The organism is Xenorhabdus sp. SGI246 (genome assembly GCF_040838225.1).
GTDB classification, from domain to species: Bacteria; Pseudomonadota; Gammaproteobacteria; order Enterobacterales; family Enterobacteriaceae; genus Xenorhabdus; species Xenorhabdus indica.
Window position 1 is genome coordinate 1 of the sequence record NZ_JBFPEZ010000080.1, and the last position, 7098, is coordinate 7098.

The 7098-nt window shown below is 42.4% G+C and carries 8 protein-coding genes and 1 pseudogene; 5 read left to right on the plus strand and 4 right to left on the minus strand.

Annotated features, from left to right (window positions below; translation table 11 throughout):
* Positions 1 to 120, minus strand: a 120-nt coding sequence (locus ABLA85_RS16285) for a helix-turn-helix domain-containing protein (RefSeq protein ID WP_367965425.1), incomplete at its 3' end; no start/stop codon positions are given.
* Positions 121 to 213: 93 nt separating this feature from the next.
* Between ABLA85_RS16285 and ABLA85_RS16290 the strand changes: the two genes are divergently transcribed.
* Positions 214 to 345 (plus strand): hypothetical protein, encoded by a 132-nt coding sequence (locus ABLA85_RS16290; protein WP_367965419.1) that lies wholly within the window; start codon positions 214 to 216, stop codon positions 343 to 345.
* A gap of 75 nt (positions 346 to 420) precedes the next feature.
* Complete coding sequence (locus tag ABLA85_RS16295; protein WP_367965420.1) at positions 421 to 1062, plus strand: hypothetical protein; 642 nt, start codon at positions 421 to 423, stop codon at positions 1060 to 1062.
* Between the two features lie 440 nt (positions 1063 to 1502).
* Here the strand turns inward: ABLA85_RS16295 and ABLA85_RS16300 are convergent, their stop codons facing one another.
* A complete protein-coding gene (locus ABLA85_RS16300) occupies positions 1503 to 4277 on the minus strand; it encodes a DUF927 domain-containing protein (RefSeq protein WP_367965421.1) in 2775 nt (924 codons plus the stop codon).
* A 133-nt stretch (positions 4278 to 4410) separates the two neighbouring features.
* On the opposite strand from ABLA85_RS16300, the gene ABLA85_RS16305 reads away from it, so the two are divergent.
* Positions 4411 to 4584: a hypothetical protein gene (locus ABLA85_RS16305; RefSeq protein ID WP_367965422.1), complete on the plus strand. Its 174-nt coding sequence runs from the start codon at positions 4411 to 4413 to the stop codon at positions 4582 to 4584.
* A gap of 143 nt (positions 4585 to 4727) precedes the next feature.
* Here ABLA85_RS16305 and ABLA85_RS16310 read toward each other — a convergent pair whose 3' ends face one another.
* Complete coding sequence (locus tag ABLA85_RS16310) at positions 4728 to 4934, minus strand: helix-turn-helix transcriptional regulator (protein ID WP_367965423.1); 207 nt, start codon at positions 4932 to 4934, stop codon at positions 4728 to 4730.
* 64 nt (positions 4935 to 4998) lie between these two features.
* Between ABLA85_RS16310 and ABLA85_RS16315 the strand changes: the two genes are divergently transcribed.
* Together ABLA85_RS16315 and ABLA85_RS16320 are read left to right on the plus strand one after the other, a co-directional pair.
* Positions 4999 to 5322, plus strand: coding sequence for an IS630 transposase-related protein (locus ABLA85_RS16315; RefSeq protein ID WP_367965424.1), 324 nt, complete (start codon positions 4999 to 5001; stop codon positions 5320 to 5322).
* Positions 5291 to 5839 (plus strand): IS630 family transposase, encoded by a 549-nt coding sequence (locus ABLA85_RS16320; protein WP_367965426.1) that lies wholly within the window; start codon positions 5291 to 5293, stop codon positions 5837 to 5839. Before ABLA85_RS16315 ends, ABLA85_RS16320 begins: the two co-directional genes overlap by 32 nt.
* 489 nt (positions 5840 to 6328) lie before the next feature.
* On the opposite strand, the pseudogene ABLA85_RS16325 reads toward ABLA85_RS16320, so the two are convergent.
* Positions 6329 to 7098, minus strand: a pseudogene (locus tag ABLA85_RS16325) (hypothetical protein); the annotation flags it as partial.

Sequence of the window (7098 nt, forward strand, 5' to 3'; positions counted from 1 at the left end):
GCTGATACCTAATGTTTCAGCAATGGTATTCCGCGAGATCCCTTGCTGATACATGCGTATCACCAATTGCCGATTATATTGCTGTATCTCTGGAGGAAGTTGTCGAGTATCTTTTTTCATCTTTCCATAATACAACAATTATTCGTATTTGAACACCGAATTAATAATACACCAGAATTGCGTGACAGCCTTCGTAAAATCAAAGGGACTGGAATGACTTTTTGGCAAGCAGATAAGAAGTATCAGATAATGTTGAATATGGCGCGTTTTAAAGATGACCGACATCCAGATGAAGAGCGATATTTGATTACATTGCAGATTGCCGAGCCGTGGATAAACCAATAACGCAAATTTAGATAGGCGTGAGAATATTATCTCCTCACACCTATTTCGAACTATTTCTTATGGACGAAGTATAAAATGAATCTGTGGCAACGCATGGGGCAACAGCGTGGGTGTTTAATATTGGTATTATTAATCATTCTGAGTTTAACCGCTGCTTATCTCTACCATACCTTTCATTCCCGTGAACCCGCTGAGATAGCTTTGGTGATTGGTGAACCTTATGAAACGATGCGGCAGCGCTCTAGTGCTGAGATCAATCCCCAAGGTGCCAGTAACATCGGATTCAGAATCCCGAAAACGAATGCGCGCTTACGCTTTATCGACCCGAAATATGGATTTGTTACCCCTGCGGCCAAAATTTTTACTGTTTCATATGAAAACGGAATAATCAATGAAGTACGTATGTCCCCACAGATCGAACCATTGCTCTATGACGATGCAATCAAGATTGTACTGGATTTGCAAGATCAGTGGCGCAAGGCAGGGTGGAAGCTTACTAAGGTTAGAGAACGCCCAGCCTTAGTTAATACACCTGAACTGCGAGACAACCTCCGAAATATGAAAGGTGGAGCAGGAACAACATATTGGCAAGCAGGTGAACAGTATCAGATCATGTTAGGTATGGCACGTTTCAAAGACGATCGACACCCTAACGAAGAGCGATATTTAATCACGTTGGCGATTGCCGAGCCGTGGGTGAAGAATTATTCAGACTGACGCGCTACGCTTGTCTTCTCCGTGTTACCGGGCTAATAAATTAACCCGGTAACACGGAGAGCTGAAAAACATTTCTATTGATTATCTCTATACCACTACACAAAATTTCGCGGGATAACGGGGTAAATGATACATTTTATATATATTTCATACTGTTAACCTATCCCATGTTATCCCAGCGTATCCCGTGACATAACATCAATACTTTAAATCATTTTAAATTCAATAAATTATAACCTGCCAGAGAAAAATCTTTTTTGGGATAACCTCTATTTTCATAGTATCATCTTTTGTAATCACGCTATATTACGGGATAGAGCGGGATAATACGGGATAAGTGAAATGTTTATAACTAATTGATATTATTTAAAATAAATATCTCTTATCCCAATATCCCGTTATCCCAACGTTTTTTTAATTCTACGTGAGTGCTAATACAGCTAATCTTCATCCTTGAAAATGACGACGACAAAACGCCCCTGAGTACCATTTACTGAAATAGTTTTACTGATAAAGCGATCTTTTTCCGCTTTAACCAACATTCCGGCCTCTTCTAAGGCTTCAAAACCGGATTTCTTCTGTAATCCCTGTAATATCTCCGCTTCAAATACACTGGGAATAATGTGATATTCCGCCTGTCCATCATGGCGGCGGTTATGCACCAGATACCCGGCAAGATCGCTAATTCTCATAGCGTGTGAGGTATCAATATCGCCGTTCGGTCTGCCGTAAGTGTAAGGCTGGAAGCGTGAAAGCCCGTATTTCTGGATAAAGTCACGAGTTCGCGTGATAACCTGATATTTTTCCCGGTTTCCGATACCAAAGTCCGCTAGCCAGTCATCGAAACTTTGTTTTATTGCCGCATGACTCGCTTCTTTACTCCAGCCAGTGATATGAGCCGCCAGCTCTCCGGCGGCATCCAGTAACGCGAAACGCACCGCAACACGTTTGACTTGGGCTGAGGCTTCTTCTGGCAGGTCATCAAGCCACTCTTTTTCTTTACGGGCGGTCAGTTCGATGGCCTGTTCCTGATGCTCAGACAGCCATTGAATCCATGCGCGGCCTGCTGTACCACAATAACGTTTGGATTCACGTTTGATAGCCCTTGCATGAGAATCACCCTCTTCATAACCATTGAAACATTCAGTATCAATAAAGGGCACGCTGAGAAGCCTGACAAGCTGCCCGGCCTTTGGTGTGATCCCACCTTTAATCAGGAACGTTTCTAAATCCTCTTCGCCGGTTGAAAGGGCAGCAATTTTCCAGCGGATCACGGCACGGTTTCCGCCTTCCCGTTTTCCCTGAATTTTACCGACACCGTTGAACAGGCTGTAGGCACTGTTTGCGACTTCTTTCGGATTCGAACTTTGGCCGATTTCGTCGATGGGCATAAAACCATCATTACGGGCGGCGGCTTCGTTGTTTAAACCGTGATTAGTGCCGTGCCACGATAATTTAAGTTCTTCAGGATCACCGTATAAGCTGCTGGCCGCCTCAACGGTGGTGGTTTTTCCTGCTGAAGATTGGGCGAATAAATGCACACCAAAACAGCTACCACCTGTCAGTGAGTTAAGCGGGGCAGACAATCCTACCAGTACGCCCAGCATCATTGAACGGTTGCCTTGCAGCAATGACGCAACGTGCGTTTTCCACTGTTCGGCGGTTCCCCTGACTACATAACCGGCAATAGCGGATGTGCCGCCACTGAACGCGACAGGCATATAAGGCTGGCCGATGATTTCACCGTCCGGCATCACATAGGCTCCGCAATGCCAGCCCGCCTTTTGTGTCACAACCCATTCACGGCGATCACCGCTGCGTTGCAAATGTTCAGCCAAAACAGGCAGCAGGCTGTTTTTTACGGTGATATTCATACCCCGCGAGCGCAATCTTGCCCAGCCAACCGGCATCCCGATTTCACGGCGTGGCAGAGCTTCAACGATACATTTCCCCGAACCTTCCTGACGCAGTTTAATAATGAGATAACCTTCACTGCCATCATTACCAATGCCAACAACTTCCATGTAATCACTCAGCCATTTTTCAACCTCGACGATTTCGCCGCCTTGCTCTTTAGGCTCAACCCAGTAAATCCCATTCTGGCGGATATCAATATGAGGTTTTAACGGATCGTGTTCTTTCTCCCGGTGTTCATCTGAATTAATAGCTGCTGATTTTACCACTGACGCTTTCTCTTCTACCTGATACAGCCCATTGCTGAATGCCTGCTTTACTGCCTCAATACCATGACTCTGGCGATAATCATCCCAATCAGCTTTGCACTCAGTCGGTGGCAATGTAACCCAACCATTAACCGCATGAGCGGCTTTTTCTGCTGAAATCTTACCGATATTCGCTTTCGGTTTGCCGTTCCTATCCAGCTCGTTGGGGTGATGCCAGTCGTTATCTGCGGCAATAATGATGTTCGTATCAGGCCAGCGTTCCCGGACGGCTTTGGCAACAGAAAGCAAATTACCGGCATCTAGTGCAGCCAGAACAGTGCCATAATAAAACTGGTAAATGGTGAGTGCTGTGGCATAGCCCTCGGTAATAACCAGCATATCGGGACTCTCGCTCAGCGCTGACAACGCAATAAACGCCCCTTTTTTCTGGCTACCAGAGAGTAATTTTTTCTCGCCATCGGGTTTGATGATCTGTGCGCCTGTGATTTTTTTATCGAGCGTTGTCAAAGGCAATAGCAATGAACCATCTTCCAGTAGGTACTGATTAGGATATTTCAGCCCTTTAGCAGTCAGATAAGAAGATTGTCCGGAAACAGTCTGAGCCATCAGTGCCGTGATTTTTTCAGCAATCGGCTGGGCTGGGTAGATAGTTTCTTTGGAGAGCTTGGATTCGGGCAAAAGCAATGCCAATGCGTTTGCAACCACTTTAGCGGCTTCAAAAATTGTGATCCCGTTGGCTTTTGCTACTAAATCCAACCCATCACCATAATTCGGGGCGTCACACTGGCGGCAGTGCCAGTTGCCGTGATGATGGTCATCAATAAAGTGAAAACGGTCAGTACCGCCGCAGATGGGGCAGGCACCATGTTTTCCTCTAGCAGGAATATCGATGCCACAAACAGGTAGCAGATTTTCCCAGTGATACATAGCGGATCTTTTTACGGTCTGGATCAGGTCGAGCGGTTTTTGTCCGCCAGTTGTATCTGAAGATGTAAATTTAGGGCGAGTTTGGTTATGCTGTGTATCAGCCATTATCGTTATCTCTCAACGGTTATTGGTTAGACGCCCTGTATGTGTTGCGAGCACTACGGGGCGTTGTTTTATTTGATAATCAGAATTAAAATGGTCATTACCATGTAATTTAAAATATCTCTGAGTAATTACCATGTCAACACAAAAAGAAAAGCGATCTCCCCAATACCAAATGAGGCTGACAGAAGAATTCAGGCTGCAACTTGAAGAACAAGCAAAAACTGATGGTGATGCTTCCCTTGCTACATGGATCAAGCGTGTACTCCGTAAAGAACTCCAATCACGCGGCATTGACCCCAAAGGATGAACTAGCCAGCCGTTAATCAGGAGGATAGCTCCTATATCGCTATCCTTTTGGTGTTCGAGTAATAATTGCAAAGTTTGTACATCTCTTAATGAATAGGTTATTCGCATCATGAACTGATGCACTAGAATTCAGCCAGCACACTATCAGGTACGAGATTCAGCAATCCGCTGATCTACCCAGCTATCAATCTCTGATTCAACAAACGCAACTGAACGCGGGCCGATTTTGACTTGTTTCGGGAATTTATCTTCTTTAATCAGCCTGTAGATCCATGCCTTGCTGTAGCCTGTTCTGCGCTGAACTTCTGGCAGGCGAATAAGACTTTCTTTAGATGTTGTGATCGTTGGCATATATAGCTAAATCATACTAATATGGCATAATATCCAGATCCAACATGACAAGGCATAAAGTGAAATGGGCTACAGTTTAGATTTTCGAAAAAGAGTCCTGGCATACAAAGATAAACATTCGTTGACTTTCGAGCAAACGAGTGCCCATTTTGAGATTTCTATTCGTACCCTGTTCCGGTGGAGCCATAAAATAGAACCTTGCATGACGCGTGATAAGCTTCCCATGAAAATTCCTGATGAAGTGCTTATCGCGGATATCCAAAAATTTCCCGACGATTATCAGTGGGAAAGAGCAAAACGTTTAGGTGTCTCGCAGTCGGCTATTCATTACGCCTTGAAACGACTTCGGCTCACGCATAAAAAAAACGCTAGAACACCCTCGCGCTGACCCTCAGGCTCGTCAAACGTTTGTCGAGCGGATCAATGGCTATGAACAGGCAGGCAAACCGATTGTTTACTTAGATGAAAGTGGTTTTGCTCAATCCATGCCACGTACACATGGGTATGCTGAAAAAGGACAGCGCTGTTTTGGTACACACGACTGGCATGCGAAAGGCCGTATTAACGTGATTGGTGCCATTCTCAACAATAGCTTCGTCACCTTAAGTTTGTTTACCGGGAGCATTAATGCGGATGTCTTTCATGCATGGATAACGCAAGATTTATTGCCAAAGCTCCCGCACGGTGCAGTGATAGTCATGGATAATGCGTCTTTCCACAAAAGAAATGACACGATACAAGCGATAGTTGATAGCGAATGTCAACTGGAATGGCTTCCTGCTTATAGCCCTGATTTGAATCCGATAGAACACAAATGGGGTGGAGCAAAAGCAATAAGAAGACAAAAGCGATGTTCAGTTGATGAGCTGTTTACAGAGCATATTGAATATGCCATGTTATGCTGATGTTGCTATATACCCCCTGTTATCGAGTCCTTGAAATACTTTGGTAGACGTTATTTGATGACAGAGGATTATTTAAAAATTCGATTTAATTGAAAGCGTAAACTCTTTATCCAATTTGTATAATTAAATGTTGACAGGGTGAAAAATAGACTTTTGTGCTACGGGCACACAAGTATGGAAAATAATCAATGATATGGATACGATATCATATTTATATTAACTAATTGAATTTAAGGAATATTTTTATTGTGGGTTTTATTCGTATAAAAATCAGACTTTGTTGTCTGAGGCAATAAAGATTAAAAAAACATCATATTTATGGTAGGAATTAAAAATTTGACGATACAAGAATAATAAAATAAATCATTGATAAAATCTGAGCGTGTGATTTTAGTTTTTATGATTTGTACAAAAGGTATACTTTGCTGGCACTGACAGCAAAGTATGAAAAACAGGCAATGGAGTTAATCCTATGCACCGAGTGATCGATTAAATATCTAACGCTAATATAAGAGAACCCATCCTTATTAAATGGTTATTGCCAATAGAAATAATATGCTTTTTGGCAAAGGGAAATAATGCATCTTTAATTATACTACCTTCAGTAATAAGTGAGTCGAAGGTAGATAATGTACATTGAATTATTCTATCTTCATCAATAAGTGAGCCAAAGATAGCAGTAGAGGTATTTAACTCTTTAAATTCTTTCAATGATTCCCTGTATTGTTTTGATAAGCCATATTTTTCTGTAAGCGCAATAAATAAATCGTGGTAATATATTTTTTGGTGAGCTGGGTAAGCGTCCACTAATTCTGCTAGATGACTTAATACTATTATATCCCATGCTCGGAATGGCCAGAGCATGGGATACCCTTTCTTTGTTTTTAATATATCAGGAAGTGAAGGATCCTTTTTATTTTGGCTAGGAATAAATAGATTTTTAATTATCATCCATTTTTTCCATTTCTGATAGCCTAGGCTAAAATAAGTCTGATGATTATCTAAATATTCGGATGCGAGCTTGGTCACTTTATTTTTTAGATATATTGCCCTTGCTTTTTTAGCATAGATATGCATGAGATTAGATATGAGTTGTGATTCTATTTGTTTCAATTGCTTGATCAATGGTGGATGTTTAATCCAAATCCACGTCGGTGTATCCGTCGATTCATTTGGATAATGGCGACAAACTATACTTCTGTCATCTTGATAATTTAGAATAGGTATTTCTTCTGTAAAAGGGTTATGCTTCCAATGGT

Bases quoted from the DNA above. Each gene is read 5' to 3' on its own strand.
- ABLA85_RS16290 (WP_367965419.1), top strand. From the start codon at position 214: ATGACTTTTTGGCAAGCAGATAAGAAGTATCAGATAATGTTGAATATG.
- ABLA85_RS16295 (WP_367965420.1), top strand. From the start codon at position 421: ATGAATCTGTGGCAACGCATGGGGCAACAGCGTGGGTGTTTAATATTG.
- ABLA85_RS16300 (WP_367965421.1), bottom strand. From the start codon at position 4,277: ATGGCTGATACACAGCATAACCAAACTCGCCCTAAATTTACATCTTCA.
- ABLA85_RS16305 (WP_367965422.1), top strand. From the start codon at position 4,411: ATGTCAACACAAAAAGAAAAGCGATCTCCCCAATACCAAATGAGGCTG.
- ABLA85_RS16310 (WP_367965423.1), bottom strand. From the start codon at position 4,934: ATGCCAACGATCACAACATCTAAAGAAAGTCTTATTCGCCTGCCAGAA.
- ABLA85_RS16315 (WP_367965424.1), top strand. From the start codon at position 4,999: ATGGGCTACAGTTTAGATTTTCGAAAAAGAGTCCTGGCATACAAAGAT.